This window comes from Mesorhizobium sp. M7A.F.Ca.MR.148.00.0.0, assembly GCF_003997735.1.
Lineage (GTDB): Bacteria > Pseudomonadota > Alphaproteobacteria > Rhizobiales > Rhizobiaceae > Mesorhizobium.
Genome location: NZ_RZTB01000446.1, coordinates 1 through 363, shown reverse-complemented (window position 1 = coordinate 363; position 363 = coordinate 1). Strand labels below are relative to the sequence as shown.

1 pseudogene is annotated in these 363 nt (G+C 60.9%); it reads left to right on the top strand.

The annotated features are described in order from the left end of the window. Nucleotides 1–218 (top strand): annotated as a pseudogene (locus tag EOB49_RS37150) (hypothetical protein); the annotation flags it as partial. Between the last annotated feature and the right edge of the window lie 145 nt (nt 219–363).

Sequence of the window (363 nt, the reverse complement as noted above, 5' to 3'; positions counted from 1 at the left end):
ACACGCTACAAGCGAGCGGGGTCCTTTTCATCCACAACAGTACATACCCCGTCCAGGCGGGGAAACCGGTCCATGTGCTGATCGGAACGCGGTCGAAAGTCTTTAGTGTCTGCGACGGAACGGGCATCAATTTGGGGGCGGGCGTTGTCGCGCGAATTGATCACCCCATTTCCATCTTCACGCGAGCGGGACTGGAGCCATATTCGCCGTTCTACTGAACCTGGATGACAACCGGCCGCTACCGTTTCGAGGCATTCGACCTGGGGTAGGTGGAGCTGTCGGGCCGATAACCGGCAGGCCGGAAAGCCGACGCGCGATTTTTTGCGCCGTCCGTCGAACAAGGGGCGGTCGCGCTCCGGGCGA